The sequence below is a fragment of the Celeribacter baekdonensis B30 genome (genome assembly GCF_000299875.1).
In the GTDB taxonomy this organism is placed as follows: Bacteria; Pseudomonadota; Alphaproteobacteria; order Rhodobacterales; family Rhodobacteraceae; genus Celeribacter; species Celeribacter baekdonensis_A.
The window spans coordinates 111,271-130,046 of sequence record NZ_AMRK01000007.1; the positions used below are offsets into that span (position 1 = coordinate 111,271).

15 protein-coding genes and 3 pseudogenes are annotated in these 18,776 nt (G+C 59.5%); 11 read left to right on the forward strand and 7 right to left on the reverse strand.

What is annotated here, in order from left to right; all coding sequences use genetic code 11:
- Nucleotides 1-71 precede the first annotated feature (71 nt).
- The 3 genes from B30_RS21460 to B30_RS13215 all read right to left on the reverse strand — a co-directional run bounded on the left by B30_RS21460 (nt 72) and on the right by B30_RS13215 (nt 6,484).
- Nucleotides 72-3,902, reverse strand: a complete 3,831-nt coding sequence (locus B30_RS21460; RefSeq protein ID WP_198430611.1) for an HYR domain-containing protein — start codon at nt 3,900-3,902, stop codon at nt 72-74.
- Nucleotides 3,903-4,031: 129 nt separating this feature from the next.
- Nucleotides 4,032-5,843: a sensor histidine kinase gene (locus B30_RS13210; protein ID WP_009572602.1), complete on the reverse strand. Its 1,812-nt coding sequence runs from the start codon at nt 5,841-5,843 to the stop codon at nt 4,032-4,034.
- The gene (locus B30_RS13215; RefSeq protein ID WP_009572603.1) at nt 5,843-6,484 is read right to left on the reverse strand and encodes a LuxR C-terminal-related transcriptional regulator; all 642 of its coding nucleotides are present in this window, start codon (nt 6,482-6,484) and stop codon (nt 5,843-5,845) included. The genes B30_RS13210 and B30_RS13215 overlap by 1 nt, the downstream gene beginning before the upstream one ends.
- Before the next feature lie 88 nt (nt 6,485-6,572).
- Here B30_RS13215 and B30_RS22775 point away from each other — a divergent pair, with 88 nt between their 5' ends.
- Entirely contained in the window at nt 6,573-6,797 is a 225-nt protein-coding gene (locus B30_RS22775; protein WP_009572604.1) for a transposase, read from the forward strand.
- Between the two features lie 78 nt (nt 6,798-6,875).
- Nucleotides 6,876-7,055 carry a hypothetical protein gene (locus B30_RS22780; protein ID WP_152003402.1) on the forward strand — a complete coding sequence of 60 codons (180 nt, stop codon included), beginning with the start codon at nt 6,876-6,878 and terminating at the stop codon, nt 7,053-7,055.
- Nucleotides 7,056-7,241: 186 nt separating this feature from the next.
- Here the strand turns inward: B30_RS22780 and B30_RS13220 are convergent, their stop codons facing one another.
- Both B30_RS13220 and B30_RS22785 read right to left on the reverse strand, forming a co-directional pair.
- On the reverse strand, nt 7,242-7,427 hold the full coding sequence (locus tag B30_RS13220; protein WP_152003401.1) for a hypothetical protein: 186 nt from the start codon (nt 7,425-7,427) through the stop codon (nt 7,242-7,244).
- A gap of 85 nt (nt 7,428-7,512) precedes the next feature.
- Nucleotides 7,513-7,683 (reverse strand): annotated as a pseudogene (locus B30_RS22785) (penicillin-binding transpeptidase domain-containing protein); the annotation flags it as partial.
- Between the two features lie 186 nt (nt 7,684-7,869).
- Here B30_RS22785 and B30_RS22525 point away from each other — a divergent pair.
- Nucleotides 7,870-8,052 (forward strand): annotated as a pseudogene (locus B30_RS22525) (hypothetical protein); the annotation flags it as partial.
- Here B30_RS22525 and B30_RS13225 read toward each other — a convergent pair.
- The gene (locus B30_RS13225; RefSeq protein ID WP_009572606.1) at nt 8,027-8,809 is read right to left on the reverse strand and encodes a DeoR/GlpR family DNA-binding transcription regulator; all 783 of its coding nucleotides are present in this window, start codon (nt 8,807-8,809) and stop codon (nt 8,027-8,029) included. The pseudogene B30_RS22525 and the gene B30_RS13225 overlap by 26 nt on opposite strands.
- A 163-nt stretch (nt 8,810-8,972) precedes the next feature.
- On the opposite strand from B30_RS13225, the gene B30_RS13230 reads away from it, so the two are divergent.
- The 6 genes from B30_RS13230 to B30_RS13255 are packed head-to-tail and all read left to right on the forward strand — an operon-like array spanning nt 8,973 to nt 14,797.
- Entirely contained in the window at nt 8,973-9,941 is a 969-nt protein-coding gene (locus tag B30_RS13230; protein WP_009572607.1) for an ABC transporter substrate-binding protein, read from the forward strand.
- Nucleotides 9,938-11,644, forward strand: coding sequence for an ABC transporter permease (locus tag B30_RS13235; protein ID WP_009572608.1), 1,707 nt, complete (start codon nt 9,938-9,940; stop codon nt 11,642-11,644). The genes B30_RS13230 and B30_RS13235 overlap by 4 nt, the downstream gene beginning before the upstream one ends.
- Nucleotides 11,632-12,675, forward strand: a complete 1,044-nt coding sequence (locus tag B30_RS13240) for an ABC transporter ATP-binding protein (protein WP_009572609.1) — start codon at nt 11,632-11,634, stop codon at nt 12,673-12,675. The genes B30_RS13235 and B30_RS13240 overlap by 13 nt, the downstream gene beginning before the upstream one ends.
- Nucleotides 12,676-12,688: 13 nt before the next feature.
- A complete protein-coding gene (locus B30_RS13245) occupies nt 12,689-13,759 on the forward strand; it encodes an MBL fold metallo-hydrolase (protein ID WP_009572610.1) in 1,071 nt (356 codons plus the stop codon).
- Nucleotides 13,756-14,334 (forward strand): histidine phosphatase family protein, encoded by a 579-nt coding sequence (locus tag B30_RS13250; RefSeq protein ID WP_009572611.1) that lies wholly within the window; start codon nt 13,756-13,758, stop codon nt 14,332-14,334. The genes B30_RS13245 and B30_RS13250 overlap by 4 nt, the downstream gene beginning before the upstream one ends.
- Complete coding sequence (locus tag B30_RS13255) at nt 14,324-14,797, forward strand: phosphatase domain-containing protein (RefSeq protein WP_009572612.1); 474 nt, start codon at nt 14,324-14,326, stop codon at nt 14,795-14,797. The genes B30_RS13250 and B30_RS13255 overlap by 11 nt, the downstream gene beginning before the upstream one ends.
- Nucleotides 14,798-14,820: 23 nt before the next feature.
- Here the strand turns inward: B30_RS13255 and B30_RS22790 are convergent.
- Nucleotides 14,821-15,132 (reverse strand): annotated as a pseudogene (locus B30_RS22790) (ATP-binding protein); the annotation flags it as partial.
- 1,264 nt (nt 15,133-16,396) lie between these two features.
- Between B30_RS22790 and B30_RS13260 the strand changes: the two are divergent.
- The gene (locus B30_RS13260) at nt 16,397-17,671 is read left to right on the forward strand and encodes an aromatic ring-hydroxylating oxygenase subunit alpha (RefSeq protein ID WP_009572613.1); all 1,275 of its coding nucleotides are present in this window, start codon (nt 16,397-16,399) and stop codon (nt 17,669-17,671) included.
- Nucleotides 17,668-18,762, forward strand: coding sequence for a hybrid-cluster NAD(P)-dependent oxidoreductase (locus B30_RS13265; RefSeq protein WP_009572614.1), 1,095 nt, complete (start codon nt 17,668-17,670; stop codon nt 18,760-18,762). Before B30_RS13260 ends, B30_RS13265 begins: the two co-directional genes overlap by 4 nt.
- Nucleotides 18,763-18,776 lie beyond the last annotated feature (14 nt).

Genomic DNA, 18,776 nt, shown 5'->3' on the forward strand with positions numbered 1-18,776 from the left:
GAACCGTCACATCCTGGCCGATCTCAGTGACATGCCGGCGTTTTGCAAACAGGTGGTGACGGCAGACCGCTTTAGAACGCGATGGAATAGGCCAAGCCCACGCCAAAGCTTTCAAAATCCGATGCCCCGATCCCGTCATAAAACCCGGTCAGTGCTAGGTTTGATCCGCCGTCAAAGGCATAGCTCAGACCCAAATCCACGCGGCCGCGCCATCCCTCAGAGCTTAGCTCAAGGGTGCTTGCAGCGCCGGTGCCCTCGCCATGGGCCCAGATGGCTGAGACACCGCCATTGATCCGCAAATCCGCGTTTGCCAGCGGCACGTCATGCTCAAAGTCCAGCCCAAGCGCCGCCTGAGCGAGGCCAACCCTTTGCTCGGGGATGATGTTGCCCAGCCCATCTTGATAGGTCAGTTGTGTGTCTGAGGTATAAGACAGGTCAAAATTCGGACGCAGAGTGGTTGGTCCGTAATCCATTTCCCCGGCCAATTTCGCCTGAAGCAGCCACCGCTTTGTATCAAACTGATCGGCGTAGGTGCCATAGGGGGAAATGTCGTTTGAGGTCCGTCCATAGAGCGCGCGCCCTTCAAAATAGAGCGGATGATTGGGACTGCGCGCGATGACATAGGGCCCGGCCAACCACCCCTGCCCCGTGACGCTCGCCGGCCCGTCTGTTTGATCTATGTAATCGAATTGCAGCATGGCCCCAACCATCATGTCCGGGGACAGGGTTGCATGGCTGCCCAAAGCGCCAAAGACATAGCGCGTCTCGGCCCCCTCCTCGTCCGACCACGACCCCGTCAAAGCCATCCAAACCGACTGTTCGGCTTGGCTTGCGATGTCAAAACGGCCCGTCCCGCGGCTCACCTGCGCATTGAACGTGCTTCGGGTTTGGCCCGTCAGGAAGGGGATCAAATCCGGTTGGTTGGCCAGCAATTGCGTGGCCCGAGACTGAAGAAACGCGGCGATCTGTTCTTGGGTGTCCGTCACAGTTGTGTCGGAAATGGTCACCCTGTTGGAGGCGGTGCTGAGATTGCCCGCCGTGTCTTGCGCGGCTCCCTCCGGCACCGACGCAAACGCATCTCCCGTCCCGGTCAGGGTCACCAAGGCCGTATAAACCGCCGGACCACCCGTGATCCCGGCCACCGTGGCGTTTGCGAGGCTGATGTCAGAAGCCGCAAACCCGGTCACATCCTCAGAGAAGGTGAAGGTCAGCAGAGTTGTATCCCCGAACCCCGCCGTCTCTGTCGTGCCACTGATCACAAGACTTGGCGCGATCAAATCGGTCTCAACCTCAACCGTGGCCGCAGGGGACACATTGCCCGCCGCATCCATGACCGTGACCCGAACCGTGCCACTGGGCTGTCCAAGGGGTGAGGTCACATCAAAGATCCCGCCGCTCAACAGGACGGTTTGGTATGATCCATCCGGGAAGGTAATCGTGGCCGTGGTCCCTATCTCACCGGAGCCAGAGACAGAAATCGACGCGCCGAAGTTGACCACGGTCGCCTCGATGATCGGCATCTCTGGTGCGGTCACATCGGTCACGGTTACGGTGAAACTGACCTGCGCCGCCGCATTGCCGACGCTGTCGGTGGCATTCATCGTCACCGTGGTGTCGCCGATGGGGAAATCATAGGACCCAGTCAAAACAGTCGCGCCAATTGCATAGGTGATCGCCGGGACCTCGCCGGAATTGTCGGTCACAGTCCCCAAGGTGGTGACATCCAAGGCGGCGGTGTTCAGCCCCGCATCGGTGTCTACATTCTGGGTCGCTGGGGCGGTGATCACCGGAGCTTCGGCATCACTCACTGTCACGGTAAAACTCACCTGCGTGGCCGCATTGCCGGCGCTGTCTTCGGCGTCGATGGTGACTGTGGTCACGCCCGATGGGAAATCATAGGGGCTGCTGATCATCGTGCTGCCGATCTTGAACACCGGCACGAGGTCTGTGTCGCTGTTGTCCGACACCGTGGCGGCGAAACTCACCGAAGCGGTCGAAAGCCCAGCATCCGCCGCCCGCGCAATATTGGCGGGGGCCGTGATCACCGGCGCCTCAGCGTCGCTGATCGTCACGGTGAAACTCACCTGTGCTGCGGCGTTGCCTGACGTGTCAGTCGCATCCATCGTTACCGCCGTCTCCCCAACGGGGAAATCATAGGAACCGGTTAAAACGGTCGACCCCACCTTATAGGTGATCGCCGGGACTTCGCCGGAATTGTCGGCCACAGAACCCAAGACGGTCACATCCAATGCGGCAGTGTTCAGGCCTGCATCGGCAACGGCCGTTTGATCGGTCGGGGCGCTCAGAACCGGCGCTTCGGTGTCCAACACAGTGATAAAGGCCGATTTCGTTGCCGTTCCGCTACACCCATCGAGATCGCTCGCGGTTAGAGAGACCGTGTAGGAACCGGGTGCGGTGAAGGTATGCGTCACGGAAGCGAAATTTGAAGAGGTTGCGCCATCGCCAAACGACCATGCCATGCCGATGAGTGGCGAACCTGAGTTTGTGGTGGAGGTGAAAGCCACCGCGAGAGGCGCATCGCCAGCGGTGACATCCGCCGTAAAATCCACGTCCGGCCCGATCGCTTGGACCAAGTTTGAAACGGTTTTGGTATCTGTCAAACCCATGGCGGTGGTGACAGTCAGCTTAACTGTAGCCAATCCATGGGAAAACATGTGGGTTGGGCTTTGTTCTGTCGATGTGGTGCCATCGCCAAAATCCCACAGCCACCCAATGATCTCGCCCGTGGTTCCTGCGGTTGAGGTGTCGGTGAAACGAGTGGTCACGGGGCTACAGCCAAAAACGCCTGATGCGGTAAAATTCGCAACCGGGATGGCCGTATTGGTCACCGTCACCGTAAAACTCGCCTGCGTGGCCGCATTGCCAACGCTATCCGTGGCATCCATCGTCACCGTGGTGTCCCCGATGGGGAAGGCATAGCTGCCCGTCAGCACGGTTGCCCCAACCTTGTAGGTGATCGCAGGGACGTCGCCCGAATTATCCGTCACGGACCCCAAACCCGTCACATCCAGCGCAGCGGTGGACAGGCCCGCATCGGAGCCGATCGTTTGGCTTGAGGGCGCAGTGATAACCGGCGACGTGACATCAATATTCAACGCATTTGCGCTGGATTGATAGGTGGTCGTGATCCCGTCAAAGATCGAGGCACAGATATAGCCGCCATTGTTGACTTCTGATGTGATCGAAAACGACACGCCGGATGTGAAGGCAATTGAGGGTGCGTCGCTGGCGTTACAGGTGGCATCGGCGCTGAAGCCATATTTTGCGATGGCAAGCTGACCACTGTCCGGGTCGGTGGTGGTGATGGTGATTTGGTCGCTGGTTGTGACACTGGCTGAGACATCATCGGTGAAGGACAGGCTTGGGGCGGTGTTGGCGCCTTCGCTGATGTAATAGGTGTAAAACCCGGCGCTCATCCCACCCGCATCCGACACAAGCCGAAACGAAAAGCCCATAAAGGTCTCATCGGCATAGGGGAGCTGTGCGCCGTCTTGCACGAAATCCGCGATATTGGCCTCTGTCGTTCCAAGGCAGTTTGCAATCAAGGTCGTGGTGATTGAGAGACCAGAATAGATCCCGGGTGTGATCCCGTATGTGGAATCGCCGGCTGTGACGTAGTTGCCCCCCGCATAGCCATAGGACCCAAGGCCATTAAGGACCACACCGGCCGATATCCCCCCGTCTTCGGTTGTGCTTGCCATGACATTGCAGGCACCGATCGTAGATGTTGAGCGAAACTTGATGTCGCCGCCGCCGACAAAGGCAAAGGCGGCTTGAGACCCCATGACTAGACCTAAAAGCGCAATCAGAGCGCAGCGGATCACCGTCACGCGCCAGCCCGCGCAGAGACGGTGGCAAATGCCATTTGTTTTGTTTGTCATGATCACCACCCCTAAACGTAAAGTCCTCTTGCCGACATACGCCATCTCGCCTGTCGATCTATATGTGGATTCACACATGTGGCGCAGAAAGCACAGGTGCGTGAGCGCCACTAAATTTAACCCAAGCCCTTATGTTTCAACGCGTAAAATGGAAACGGTTGTTCCGGTTTCTCCGGTTTGAATGGACAGATTTGCGTCAATTTTTGATGCCCGCCGCCGCATCCCCGTCAGACCATAACGGGGCCTGTCGGCACTTTGGGCGGCACCAACGTCAAACCCAAGACCATCATCCGAAACCGCGACCCGCCGGTGGTCGGCATAGACCGTAATCGTGCTGGCACGCGCGTGTTTGATCACATTGGTGATCGCCTCTTGCACGATCCGCGCGATGTGCAAATTGTCAGACGGGTTTTCAGTCGGCCAGAGTGGCTCGTCCTGGATTTGCCACTCAAAGCTGACACCGTGTTTGGCCAAAAGCCCCTCAAGCCGTGTGCGCATCATGCCCAGGAGCGTGGCCAGACTGTCCTGGCTTTCGATGCTGTCCATCATCAAGGCCAGATCGCGCAGGGCGTCCTCCAAAGCGGTGCGCAGGGTCGGGTCGTCGATGGATTGGCTTTCCATATAGGCCAGCGTGTTGACCAATTGGCCCCCTACCCCGTCATGCAGTTCCAACAAAATGCGGCTGCGTTCCTGACTGATTGTTTGGGTCTTTCTCACCGTGGCCAATTCGTTGAAACTTGTTTCAAGCTGCGCTGATTTTTCGGCGATCGTACTGTGCAATGTCGCGGCCAACTCTGCATGCGCCGACAGGCTTCGGATCAATTGCGACAGGATCAGCCAGAGACAGACCAGCGCGGTCAAAAGCGGCATCAGATGCAGCAAATTCATGCTGCGGGCCTGCGAGTGGGTCAACACTAAAAACAACCCGTCAAAGGCAAGCGCAAGGGCAAGGGACAGCGCCGGGAAAAAGATCAGAAAGTCGATTTTTGGCACCGAATGGCGATGCTGCCACATAACCGCAACGGTAACGAGACCGGCGATTGCGGCGCATAAATTGACCGCCATGGTGGCCGGATAGACGTATTGCATGGGCAACAGAAACGCGACCAAAATACCGAAACAGATCAACCACGGCAGCACCCGCTCGCTGCGCAAAGGCGCGATGCCAAGGAAGCTGCGCACAAATTTCAACATGAACAAGACGTAGCTTGCGACAAAAAGGGCATGCAGGCTTTGAGAGATTTGGTAGTCGCCAACGGTGACATGCGTCCCAAGTAAAGCCAAAAAGCCACAGGCCGACACACAGGACAGAGCAATCCAAAGAAACATCCGCTCCTTGGTCCGTGCAAGCCAGACGACAAAATACCCTAAGGTGAGCAGGATCATCAAACCCAAGGCCAACTGTGTCAGTCCCTGCGTGAGCATAAATCGGGTGTCATAGGGCGTGCTCAGCATCTCCAAGTCGCCAAAATGAAAAGGCTGCAAATCAAGTTGCCCCGGTACCGGACCTGACAGATCGAACATCACTCTATTTTCGCCCAGCTTCAAAAGGCTAGGCGACACTTCGACCAGCAAAGGCGCCATCCAAGGATGCCTTTGATGCGGCAGCGCGTGGACCAAGGCCCCATTCACCGTGATCTGTAGGTGATGGTTATACTTGGGAATGAAAAACGCCTGCATCTGTGTCGGCACCTCATCCAAGGGGACCGTAAACTGCAAAACCTGATGCTCGATCCCCGGCGTGTAGCGCGCGGGCGTCGAAAATGGCAGGTCCAATGGCACCGGGTCGTCACAGTCAGGTTGCGCGCAAGAGGCAACACGATCAAAAAACATCGTGTGTTCAATCGGTCGAATGTCTCCGATGTCTACAACGGAGAGCACCGTGAGCATGGCAAGAATCCAGACCACGACACCGCCATAAACCCGCGCGCCCGCTCCCATCAGATCATGCCATTCTTTGCCGCCTGTGCGACGGCCTCAGTGTTGGAACTGACCTTGAGCTTGCGGTAAATCTGCGTGATGTGATTGCCGACTGTACCGCCAGAAATACCAAGCTGATCACCAATTTCGCGACGTTTGTAGCCGCGTGCGATGGCGCGAAGAATTTCCGTTTCACGCCCGGTGAGCATCTCCATTTGGCTCGTCGCTATGCCTGCATGATCGCTCAAAAGGTTCAAAACATGGCGCGCAATCGCCGGGCTGATCGGACTGCCGCCATCAATCAACGTTTGGATATCATCGCCAACTTGCCCGAGATCGCCCCCCTTTAAGATGTAACCCCGCGCCCCCGCTTGAATCGCTTCGACCACACGGGCCTCGTCGCCAAAGATCGAAATGACCAGCGCATCGACCTCCCAATCGGCAGCGGCAACCGCTTTGATCGCTTCGATCCCCGACCCGTCCGGCAGGCCAAGATCAACGAGAACAACCCGCGGTTTGAGATCAAAAAGCCGTTGCAGCCCATGATCCAAAGTCCAACAGACATCGCCCACGACCAAATTGGCATGCACCGCCACAGCATTTTTCAACCGCGCCGCAATGTCTGGCCTGTCTTCTATAATTAAAACGCAATGAGGCATCATCTGCCGACCAATCTTTGGATGTGATCGGGCGAAACTATCATGTTGGGCCCTCTTGCCTAGGGCTTATTGACGTTTAGGCTTCCCCTCATTGCATAACGTTTGCTTCAAGGTTGCAAACAGGGGAAAGCAGACAGGGCGCGATCCACGATTGTGCGTTGAGGCTGTTTTGTGGATTGTCAGAACCGGGGCACAATGGCGCACGTTGCCCGAGGAATCCGGCAATTGGGATTCGGTGTTCAAGCGCTTCCGGCGATGGGTCAAGGCCGATGCTTTTTCAGGATGTTCAAAGCGTTGTCCGGTCAGTCTGACTTGAAATACGCCATGATCGACAGCTCCATCATCAAGGGCCACCGCTCAGGTCAGGACACTAAGGGGGTCTCAGGGCGAAGCTATGGGGCGCCCACGCGGCGTGCCAGAGTTGATCGACGGGCCTGCCGCCGATCACCTGTTGGCAAACCGGGCCTTTGACACAAACCGGCTGCGCGCCGCGCTGTCGGTCAGGTTGCGCCATTTGATCCAAAACGCCTTCGGAAAGTTAAGGGAAAACAGCGGCATCGCGATAAGATCCTGAAAAACCGACCAAATCGTCCGCGCCTTCACCCCTCTGCGACCACCCTTGTTCACTTCAAATGAGCGTCAACAAGCCCTAGATAATTTGGTTTCGCGCGGCGCAACCCACTCGTCATTCGCCTGCCAAAGGGTGGAAAAACACATATTCGCCTACTTCAAAGACCAATCGCTGTGCGAAACCAAGCAATCATTCAAACGCGCATTCCGTCGCACAAAGTGCATAAATCTGCTTGGCACGACGATGCGCCCGAATGTCGGCGGCCATACCGGGTTGAACTTCGTTCGCCGTCCCGAGCTGCCCGATATAGGTCAGTTCATGCGACACATGTAGCGACACGGTCTCCTTGGTGTCAGCCTGTGGAGATCTGACCATGACGAAGCGATCCGATGCAATGTCCGCCGCTTGGAACACTGAAAACCTCTCGTCTGATCGATGTTCATATGGGGCGCCAATCCAGATAACCGACCTTGAACGGCCATTCCGGTCTCTCGGAGCCCGTCAGGATGCCACTGTCGAATCCCATAAGACTGATAGCGATTTTGAACGTGGACGCAGGTGAAATCCGCTTGTCGCACAGCCCTTCCGCAACCAGATGGCCTGTGACCCGATCTCCCACGCCATCGTGCAGATCACACGCTCTGTGGCCACGACTTGAGACGCTAGCACGATCCGTGCCGCTGCTGCGCCATCATTAACTGTCTCATTTTGATAACCCCATCTCTGTTCAAGAGGCGTGTAATCCGGTCAAAGCATGCGCGGCCAAGTCATTGCCGACTGATACGCGCACAAACTGGCATGCTACGGGTATCTGGCAGGCGGCCCCTATCCGGCTTCGGCCAACTTCGGCGTGACCTCGGTAGGCACCCTGTCGAGCCGCCGATTCCTGTGCCCGGTCTGTTATCAGAATCAGCCGGAAAATCATCTGTCCGAGGACCTGCGCAGACCCTTGGCGGTGCCCCCTCACCGGGGCCTCACTCCTCGCCCGAAACCTGAATGACCCGGCAACTGGCCTCGGCGCAGCGTGCCAGGACCTCTGGCGCCAGCGCCGCCCCGGTGACCACCACGTCGTAGTCCCAAACCATCTGCTTGCGGCAGGGCAACTCGCGGCCCAGTTTGGCGCGGTCCATCACCAAGACCCGCCTGCGGGCACATCCAGCGATTGCAGTTCGCGCGGTGACCTCTTCGGTGTTGTAGTCCAGCACCTCGCCCGCCTCCGAAAGCCCGCCACAGCTGAACACCGCGATATCAACAAGATAATCGGCAAAAAAAGCGGTCGAGGCCGTGCCGATCATGTCGAGATCGCGCAGCCGCACCGTGCCCCCCGCCAGCGTTACCACCGCACCCGGCGCCCCTTGTAGCGCGATCACCGCATGGATCGAGTTGGTCGCCACGAACAGCCCCTCGCGATGAGCCGCCAGAATCCGCGCGCAGGCCTCGACCGTGGTGCCCGTCCCCAGCGCCACCCGCGCGCCATCACTGACCAGATTCCGCACCGCCATGGCGATCTGTTGCTTCTCACCGCGCGCCTGACTGATCCTCGGGGCATAGCCGATATTCTCGGACGGCTGCCTGAGGCGCACGACGCCATTGCGTCGCTGCACCAGCGCCGCCTCATCGAGTTCGCGCAGATCGGTGCGGATGGTCTGCACCGAAACTGCGAGCCGTGCCGCCAGATCCGCCGCCGATATTTCGCCCACGTCACACAACAGCCCGATGATTTCATCCCGCCGGCGGGTCATCTCCTCTTTACGCATTCGCTTTCCTTTGAAAGTGAATAATCCTTTCTGCCTCCTAGCAGCACTCAGGATCCACGGGCAAGATAATAATAAATTTGGAAAAATGTCATAAAAAGTTTTCAGACTCCGGGAATAAGGGCCGCCATTACTTTCGTACGAAAACCAACACCGGAGACCTCGGATGAAATCCCTGTTGACCGCCGCCGCCCTGACCCTCGCCGCTTCGGCCTCCTTTGCCGAGACGCTGACCCTTTACACCTCGCAGCCCAACACCGACGCGCAGATGACCGTCGACGCCTTTATGGCCGCCAACCCCGGCATCGAAGTCGAGTGGGTCCGCGATGGCACCACTCAGCTGATGGCCCGTTTGATGGCCGAGATCGAAGCGGGCAGCCCGCAGCCCGACGTCCTGCTCATCGCCGATACCGTGACCCTTGAGGGTATGGCGCAGGCCGGTCAGCTCAAGGCCTATCAGTCGCCTGAAGCAACCGCCTATGACCCGGCGCTCTATTCGGCGGATGGCTACTATTACTCGACCAAGCTGATCACCACGGGCATCATCTATAACTCCGGCGCGGCGATGCAGCCCTCCTCCTGGGCTGATCTTGCCGACCCGTCCCTCAAGGGTCAGGTCGTAATGCCCTCGCCGCTCTATTCCGGCGCGGCCCTCATCCACCTTGCGACCCTGACCGGCGACAAGGACCTCGGTTGGGACTATTACAGCACCCTCGCTGCGCATGACGCCCGCGCCCAAGGCGGCAACGGTGGCGTGTTCAAGGCGGTTGCCTCGGGCGAGAAGCCCTATGGCGTCGTCGTCGACTTCCTCGCGATCCGCAGCAAAGCCGATGGCTCGCCGGTCGAGTTCGTCTTCCCGAAAGAGGGCGTTTCCTACGTGACCGAGCCGGTCGCCATCCTTGAGAGCGCCAAAAACGTCGACGCCGCGCAGAAATTTGTCGACTTCGTGTTGTCCCAGAAAGGTCAGGATCTGGTCCTCGACATGGGTTACATCCCGGCGCGCAACGACATGGGCGTCCCCTCTGGTTTTCCGGCGCGCGAAGAGATCAAGCTGATGTCCTTTGACGCCGCCAAGGCGCTGGCGGATGCCGAAGCCAACAAGGCCAAGTTCACCGAGCTTTTCGGCGCAGAATGAGCCTCGTCGCTACAAACTCCAGCAGCAGCCGGTCCGAGGGCCGGCTGCTGTCGCTCGCCCTCGCGCTGGCAGTGCTGATCACGCTGGCCCCTGTGGCGCGGCTGTTTCTTGAGGGCATCACCGCAGGTGGCAGCCTCAATCCCGGGTTTTTCACCGAGGTGGTGGCGAAACCTGCGACGCTCTCCGCCCTGCGCCATTCGTTGGTGACGGCGGGCCTTGGCACGGTGATTTCTGTACTGATCGGTGGAACTTTCGCCTTTCTCGTGGCGCTGACCGACCTGCGCCGCAAGGGCGCGCTGGTCTTTTGCCTGATGATCCCGATGATGATCCCGCCGCAAATCACCGCCCTATCCTGGACGCAAGTCTTGGGGCCCTCGTCGGTATTCTTAAAGACCCTCGGCCTTGCCCCCCCGATCGGCGCACCGCAGCCTCTCTATTCCTCCGGCGGCATCATTTTCCTCTTGGGGATTCAGCACACCTCGATCATCTTTCTGACTTTACGCGCCGGCCTGCGCGCCATCCCGCAAGAGGTTGTCGAGGCCGCCCGCATTTCCGGCGCAAAGGGTTTTCGCATCTGGGGTCAGATCGTGCTGCCCCTGAGCCTGTCGAGCCTTCTTGCTGGCATCGCCATCACCTTCGTGACCGCGCTTGGCAATTTCGGCATCCCTGCGATGCTCGGTATTCCCGCCGGTTATTCGACCCTGCCAACGCTGATTTATCAACGCCTTGCGAGCATGGGCTCCACCGTCTTGGCCGAGGTCGCGGTGCTCGCCATCCTGATCGGCCTCGTCGCCACTCTTGGCATCCTGTTGCAGCGCTTCTTCCAGCGCCGCCAACGGGTGCATCTGGTGGGCAGCACTGGCCAACCACTGGCGATCCCCCTGAGCAAGGCCCGCCTGCCGGTAGAAATCGCCCTTTGGGCCGTGATCTGCGCCATTCTGGTGCTACCTATGTTGGGGCTTCTGGCGACCTCTTTGGTGCCCGCCTATGGCGTGCCACTCAGGCTCGACACAATCTCGCTGTCTGGTTGGCACGAGGTGCTGTTCCGACAGCCAGTGACCCAACGCGCGTTCGTGAATTCCTTTGCGCTCTCCATCAGCGCCGCAACCCTTCTGATGGCGCTCTGCCTGCCGCTCGCCTGGCTGATGGACCGCCACAAGACGCCGCTCGGCCGCGCTTTCGACAGCCTGTTGGACCTACCCTATGCCCTGCCCGGCGTGGTGCTGGCGATCGCGATGATCCTGCTGCTGATCAACCTGCCCTTCACCGAGGCCACCCTCTACGGCACCATCTGGATCATTTTCCTCGCCTACCTGGCGCGGTTCTTCGCGGTGATGTTCCGGCCCGTGCAATCTTCTTTGCGTCAACTCGACCCCTCGATGGACGAGGCGGCGCAATCGGTCGGCGCCCCCCTGTCGCGCCGTCTGCGCGATATTATCCTGCCGCTCTCCGCCCCTTCGGCGGCGGCAGGTGCGATCCTCGTCTTCCTCACCGCCTTCAACGAGCTGACCGTCTCGGCCCTCCTGTGGTCCTCGGGCACGGAAACGCTCGGCGTGGTGATCTTCAACCTCGACGACAGCGGCGAGACGGTGATGGCCTCCGCCGTCGCCATGACCATCGTCTTTGTCGTCATGTTCCTGATGGCGGTGATCCAAGCGACCTCCCGCCGCCTGCCCAAAGGAGTTGTGCCATGGCAGAACTGACCCTGACCGATATTGCCAAACATTTTGGAGACGCGGCGGCGCTGAAATCCGTCACCACCACCATGCGCGATGGCGAGTTTCTGGCCCTCCTCGGTCCCTCCGGCTGCGGCAAGTCCACCCTGCTGCGCCTGCTGGCCGGGTTTGAACACCCCACCAAAGGCAGCATCCGCATCGGAGACCGCGAGGTTGCCAATGCCGCAAGCCGCCTGAACGTGCCGCCTGAGGACCGTAACATCGGCATTGTCTTCCAGTCCTATGCCCTTTGGCCGCATATGAGTGTGCGCCGCAACGTCGGCTATCCCCTGGAAATCCGCCGCCTGTCCAAAGCGGAGCGCGAGGCGCGCATCGACGCCGCTCTCGCCGCCACTGCGCTGGAGCCTTACGGTGATCGTATGCCTTCCGACCTCTCTGGCGGGCAAAGGCAAAGGGTGGCCTTGGCGCGTTGTCTGGTCTCCGACCCCACTGCCGTACTGCTGGATGAGCCGCTGGCGAATCTCGACGTGGCTCTGCGTGCCTCAATGCAGGCGGTGTTCTCCGACTTCCACCGCCGCACCACGGCCACCATGGTCTATGTCACCCACGATCAGGCCGAGGCTATGGCCATGGCCGACCGCATCGCGGTGATGAACAATGGCGTGATTGTCCAACTCGACACGCCGGAGGCGCTCTACGCCCGCCCCCGCAGCCGCTTTGTTGCCGAGTTCATCGGTGAGGGTGCTGTGGTCCCCCTCACCGGCGCGACCCAGAGTGACACAGGCGCAGAGGCCACCCTGCTCGGCGCCCGCCTCAAGGTGGAAACCGACACCGCCTTGCCCGCCTTCGCCTGCCTGCGCCCGGAGAATCTCACCATTGCGGAAACCGGCGACATCCGCGCGCGTGTGGAGCGTGTCACCTACCTCGGCGGGCGCTATCGCCTCAACCTCACCGCGGCGAGTGGCGAGGCTTTGGTCACGCAATCCGCCACCCGGCTAACCCCCGGCGATCAAATCGGCCTCGCGCTCTCTGCGCCATGGGCCTTTGCCGCCGCCTGACAGGACCCTGATCATGAGCACCATCACCGTTCTCTCCGGCATCGGAGACAAGGGCCCAGCCGCCATGCGACTCGACACCGCGTGTCACCGCTGGCTGCTGGACTGTGGATTCGGCCCTGAGGCCAATGCCAATTTCGACCCCAAGTGGTTGGAGGGCGTCGACGCGGTCTTTGTGACCCACGACCATATCGACCATATCGGCGGTGCCGCCTATGCCGTGGAGGCGGGTCTGCCGATCCACGCCACCCGCCGCACCGCGCAGGCGCTGCCGCCCTCGGCGCAGGTGATCGCGCTGCCGGAACGGGGCGAGACCCTCATTGACGGCATCCGCCTGACCACCGGGCGCAATGGCCATGCGCTTGGCGGCGTCTGGTTCCATTTCGATCTTGGCGAGGGGCTTTTCTATTCCGGCGATTGGTCGGAGGAGAGCGATTGGTTCGCTTTTGATACGCCGCCAAAGGCCGCCACCGCAATCATCGACTGCTCCTATCACCTGAGCGACGTGCCACAATCCCAGCGCCTTGCCGATCTCGATGCGCTCATTGACACCCTGTCTGGTCAAGTGCTCTTTCCGGTGCCGCCTTCTGGGCGCGCGGGCGAGCTGGCCTTGCATCTGATGCGTCGGTTTGGACCTGAGGCGGTGCTGCTGGACCCCGAATGCTGCCATGCCTTGCGTGCGGCGCTCGCCTCCGACTCCATCGCCGCATCCGCGCAGGAGATCGCACCGCTCTTGGAGCGCGGCCCGCTGGACGCCGCGCGTTTCCTGATCTGCGACACGCCGAACGCCGATGGCGGGGCCGCTTGGGCCTATGTGCGCGCCTGGCGCGAGAGCGGACGGCTCGGACGCGACGCCCATGTGGTCTTTACGGGCCATATGACCGCTCACGCCCGTGGCATCGAGACCGTCGAGGGCGGCTATTTCCGCCGCTGGAATGTGCATCCGCCGCTCTCCGACCAGATCGCGATGATCCGCCGCTTGGGCGCACTGCGCTTTGCGCCGACCTTCTGCACCCTGCCAGAAGACTATCTGGTCGAAAACGCCTTTGGGGCACAGGTCTTCCTGCACGACACGGTGACACTGTGAGCCCCCTCTTTTCTGACCTGCCCCGCCTGCCCGCGCGTCCCTTCGTGCTGATCCGCCACGGCGAGACCACGGCGAACCGCGATCAGATCATTGCCGGACGTCTGGAGGTCGAACTGACCGAGGCGGGGCGGGATCAGGCGCGCGCACTGGCCCAACTCGTTTGGCCGCAACCGCTCGCGCTCTTTACCAGCCCGATGCGCCGCGCGCGTGAAACCGCCACGCTCGCCTTTCCTGCGCAGCCCGCCACGAGCCACCCTGGCCTAAAGGAACGCGACTGGGGCATCTATGAGGGCCGTCCCCTGCCTGAGCTGCCCCCGCGCAACGCCACGCCAGAGGGCGGCGAGGGTTGGCGGGAGATGATCCAACGCGTGCACGCCGCCCTCACCGCCTGCCTGATCGAGGCCAGATCCAACCTCCCCGTTGTGATCTGTCATTCCGGTGTGATTCGCGCCACGCGGCTGTTGACCGGCCAGCCCAGCGTCGGCTCCCGTGCGCCCAACGCCCGCCCCCTTCACTACCGTCCGGCACATGGTCCGACGGGCAACACCTTTGAGGAAACTCTAAATGAGCTTTGACAGCCCCAAACTCACCCGCCCCTGCGCAGTCTTCGACATCGACGGCACGCTGGCGGAATTCGACGCCGACACCCTCGGCCCATTGGTGCATGGGGTGGAAAAACACTGGGACGCCTTTCACGACGCCATGGCGACCACGCCGGAAATCGCCCCGGTCGCCCGCGTCCTGCGTCACCTGAAGGTGGGGGGAGAGGCCATCGTCCTGTGCTCCGGCCGCCCCGAGGGCTGGGTCAACCGCACGGTCGAGTGGCTCCACGCCAATGACCTGCCCTTTGACGGCATCTACCTGCGCCCTGACGGCGCGGATGAAATGAGTGACCCTGAGGTGAAACATGCCCTCCTGACCCGGATGCGCAGCGATGGTTTCGAGCCCTGGATCGTGTTCGACGATCGCGCCACGGTCGTCGACTTCTGGCGCAGCGAGGGTCTCATCTGCCTACAATGCGCGCCGGGAATGTTTTGAAGGTGCCTCGGGGTCGGCGTCAGGAGCCTCTTGGCCTTGTCCGTGACCCTGACGATGTCTGTATCTTGGAAAACCGTATCTGGCATTCCCACCACGCAGCATTCGGGATCGCCAACGCCAATGAATACGACGCCGCCCCTGTTGTTCGCCAAGGCTGCAATAGCTCGGATAATTGGCTCCATTCGACGCGGCTCGAATTGCACCTTGCATTCCTGTTCGGACGTCTCGCCATCCCCTAGATACCAGTTGCCTTCGGCGCGCTGAACAAACCTCGCTTGCGCTCGCGCGGCCAGCGTCGACTCGCGTTGTTCCCCGGCTTCAATCACAACGGCCACCTCGGCAGGCGCAAACCGTTTTCCTCGCGCTTTTCGTGCTGGGCGTGGTGATGTGCCTCTAACCTGGCACCGCCCCAGCGGTGCCGACCTGCGGGTTTATCGCGGACTGTGCGCCGCCTTTGCTTTGATCAGCCCCGCGAGATACATGCCATATTCGGTCTTTCTGAACGTCTCAGAGGGGTGTGCATCGTGTCATCACTGATCCCACCTTGTTCATAGGCGCACTCGCCGTCAAAACGCACTGATGAGGCGTGGTCTTTTATATCTGAATCATTGGCGGAGGCTGGTAGTATCTGTCCACCATCTTGGACGATGACGGCCACTCTATCAGCGCTTGGAAACTCAGTACAAATATGCGGGCTGAGGATGTGACGGACACGCTCGAACTGACACCAAACCAAGAAAACCCGTGCCCTCCTCGCAAATGACCACTTTACAAGCGATCTTGTGCGTCAGATCGGGGAGGTCGCCGAGAAGTACAACAACAACCGCGCCACCGCTTGTGGGTGAGAACAGCCCATCGCCCTCAAGTGCAAGGTGCACTTGCCCTAGCGTCTGGGACAATACGAAAGCGCAAAGGGCCAACACGAGCGCATGACATCCAAATAGGCGCAATGAGAGAGAACGCCTTAGGTTTTCCTTTGCGTGATTCGCACTTCATATGCGCATATGATGAACAACACATAAACACGAAAGGAGAGTGCTGCTGCCCCCAAACTTGCTTATTTTGGAGCCATAAAAAGAACGTAGTTTTCGAAGAAATGCAGGGCGCGGACACCCCTGTCGCAAAAGTACCGGCAATTTGACTTACCTCTTCTCCCCGCGTTTTTGCAATTTTCAAATGATACCGAGATCACCCAAAGATAACGGGGGTGAAACGTAAGAGCAGGTTACCTGCCATCATAAACAGGGAGACACGGGGTGCAGATGACAACCCTTGACGGAGCCTGCGCGGTGCGCAGATCCTATGCGTTCATACGGATGGCACCCCTGCATACCGCGGGGGGAGCAGATCGCCTTGCACTCCCGGCAGCGCGAGAGCTTGGCGAGAGCCATGTTCAACGCAGCTGTAGAAACACATACACGCCTTCGTTCTCCTTCGAGATGAGACAAATCGCCTCTCTTTTGTCCAGCTTATGCCTCGACGTTTTCCAGAGAACAGGTGGCACAAACGCTCTTTTGAATTCTCATTCGGATCGCATGGCACAGCCGCTCCACCGATCCCCCTTCTCCCAGCCATCTACTGTAGCCGAGGTCCATGATTATGCGTGATCCCATTAATATCCCCGCTCTGGTCGAACGTCGCGCGGCTTACAAAAGCCTCGAAGCGCCGTTTTACAACTCCCCCGAAATTCTGGACCTCGATATTGAGGTGATCTTCGGCAACCACTGGATTTTTGTGGGCACCGAACCGGAACTGCCCGAGCCGGGCGATTGCATCACGGTCGAGATTGGCAAAGTCTCCGTGTTGCTGCTGCGTGGCGATGACGAAGAGATCCGTGGGTTCCACAACGTTTGTCGCCACCGGGGAGCCAAGCTTGTGGATGAGAAATCCACCACCATCGGCAACATCGTCTGCCGCTATCATGGCTGGACCTACAATGAGGATGGTGAACTGATCCTGGCGGAGCACATGGGCAAGGAATTCGACAAATCCTGCCATGGCCTGAGGACAGTCCATGTGCGCTCCATTGCGGGCCTGATCTTTATCTGTCTGGCCAAAGACGCCCCGACGGATATGGACCGCATGGCGGAAACGATGGAAAAATACATCGCACCGCATGACATCAAGAACACCAAAGTGGCCTTCCAATCTGAATTGATTGAGGAAGGCAACTGGAAGCTGACGCTGGAAAACAACCGCGAGTGCTACCACTGCGAAGGCAACCACCCGCAGTTGACTGTACCGCTGTCCGAATTCGGCTTTGGTTTCTCCCCTGACGAGTTGGACGAACGCCGCTCCGCCGATGTTGAAAAATACGCGCAGGATGTTCGGGACAGCCATGCCAAGTGGGAAGCATGCGGCCTGCCTTCCTCTGAGGAAGAACACCTGTCCGATGTCACGGGGTTCCGCACCATGCGTTTGCCGTTGATGTGGGAAGGCGAAAGCCACACCGTCGACACCAAGGTCGCCTCCAAGAAACTTCTGGGCAAGTTTGACAATGCCAAACTTGGCGGCCTGAGCTTCTGGACCCATCCGAATTCCTGGCATCACTTCATGTCGGATCACATCGTCACCTTCTCTGTGATCCCCTTGTCCGCGGATCGCACCTTGGTGCGGACCACTTGGCTTGTGCATAAAGATGCGATCGAAGGTCAGGATTACAACCTCGACAATCTCACACAGGTCTGGACCTACACCAACCAACAAGATGCCGATCTCGTGCGCCTTGCGCAGTTGGGCAGCGCACAGTTGGGGTATCAGCCGGGGCCGTATTCGCGTTTCACCGAACCGCATGTTGAATCTTTCGCGGCATGGTACATCGGGCGTTTGAAAGCGTATTTCGATCAGACCCAAACCACGGCAGCGGCAGAATGAGCGCGCCGAGCAACGAAAACCTGACCGAAGCGACAGGCGTACCGATGTGGGACCCGGAGGTGGACGATGTTCTCGTTTGCCGCCAGGTCCGGCAGGAAACGCATGACGTGAAGACTTTCGTGTTCTCTGCCCGTGAACCGCGCGATTTCCGGTTCTACCCAGGTCAGCACATGACCTTTGAACTGCCGGTCGACGGCATGGTCACGCGCAGCTACACGATTTCCGCCTCTGCGGCGCGCCCCTACCGGATCGAGATCACGGTCAAACGTGTTCCGGGCGGGCCGGGGTCCAACTGGCTGCATGACAACATGCTGCCGGGCAAGGAGATCAACGTCATCGGCCCGTCGGGGGATTTCACCACCGACGCCAACGCAGAAGAAAAGCTCCTGTTCATTTCTGCAGGCAGCGGCATCACCCCAATGATGTCGATGACACGCACCGCCTGTGATTTGTCAGAGCCGTATGATCTGCATTTCATTCATGCCGCGCGCAGCCCGTCAGATATCATTTTTCACAAGGAACTCGAGCTTCTGGCCAGCCAGAACCCGACTTTGCGTCTTGCATTCACCTGTGACACCACCTCGGCGCATCACAGCTGGAGCGGCTATATCGGGCGGCTCAACATTCAGATGTTGGCCATGATGTCCTCAGACTACAAAGAGCGGAAAATCTTCTGCTGTGGTCCTGCACGGTTCATGGAAGGCGTGCGCGCCATGCTCCAAGACGTCGGGTTCAACATGGACCAGTATTTCGAGGAAAGTTTTGATTTCGGTGCCGAAACGGCTGGGACCATTGAGGAACCGAGCTCTGCGCCAGAGATCAGCGGCGACACCTATCGCGTCAGCTTCCCTAAAACCGGACATGTTGTCGTGGTCAGCCCCGGCATGACCATCCTGTCGGCGGCAAAAGAGGCGGGGCTTTTGCCGATGTCCTCTTGTCAGCGCGGCATCTGCGGCACCTGTAAGTCGAAATTGCTCTCAGGAGAGGTCGACATGCAGCACGGTGGCGGCATTCGCAAACGCGAAATTGATCAAGGCAAAATTCTGATTTGCTGTTCGACGCCGTTGTCCGATGTCGAGGTCGAACTCTAACACTTCACGTTTCG